The following is a 544-nucleotide window of genomic DNA, read 5'->3' on the forward strand; positions in this document are numbered from 1 at the left end:
AAGACGTTGTCGGATGGCACGGTGGTGACCGTTCGTCTGGTCGGTGAGTCGGCGACCATCAGTCCGTCTATGGGTGCGACGCCGTTGCATCGCAATGCGTGGGTCTCCGGTAGCGCGCAGGTCGAGCTGTCGGGTGCGGCCGGGGGCAAGATCTTCCCCGGTTACACCGTTGGTTGCCAGGTGAACATTGCTGGTGGTGGTGCCACTGGTGGTGTGGATGGCAATGTGGATTGGAGTGACGGGCAGAACGTCACCGCTGGCGTGGGCGCGAACTCCGGCGGGAATCTGTCGCTGGGTCCGGGCCAGGCGAAGTCGTTCTACGTGCTCGATCTGGAGCAGGCCGATGACTATGGCAACGAGGCGCACAAGACTCGTAATGCTTTCCGGGGCACTAGCGGTTCGGTGACGTGGTCGGATGAGACCATCGGTCTCAATGGCTGTGGTGGTTATGCCCAGGCGCGTGCTTTCGTGAGCGTCGAGGTCGAAACCGACAATGTCATCACCTGGGTGACGCTGTGGGGAGCACCCTTCAGCCTCGGCTGAG

General features: G+C 62.3%; 1 protein-coding gene. It reads left to right on the top strand.

Going from position 1 to position 544, the window contains the following annotated elements; genetic code table 11:
- Nucleotides 1–543: MspA family porin (locus GVY39_RS33815; RefSeq protein ID WP_159931054.1), on the top strand; the 543-nt coding region annotated here is incomplete at its 5' end.
- Between the last annotated feature and the right edge of the window lies 1 nt (nucleotide 544).

The organism is Nocardia sp. CY15, assembly GCF_009829295.1.
Lineage (GTDB): Bacteria > Actinomycetota > Actinomycetes > Mycobacteriales > Mycobacteriaceae > Nocardia > Nocardia sputi.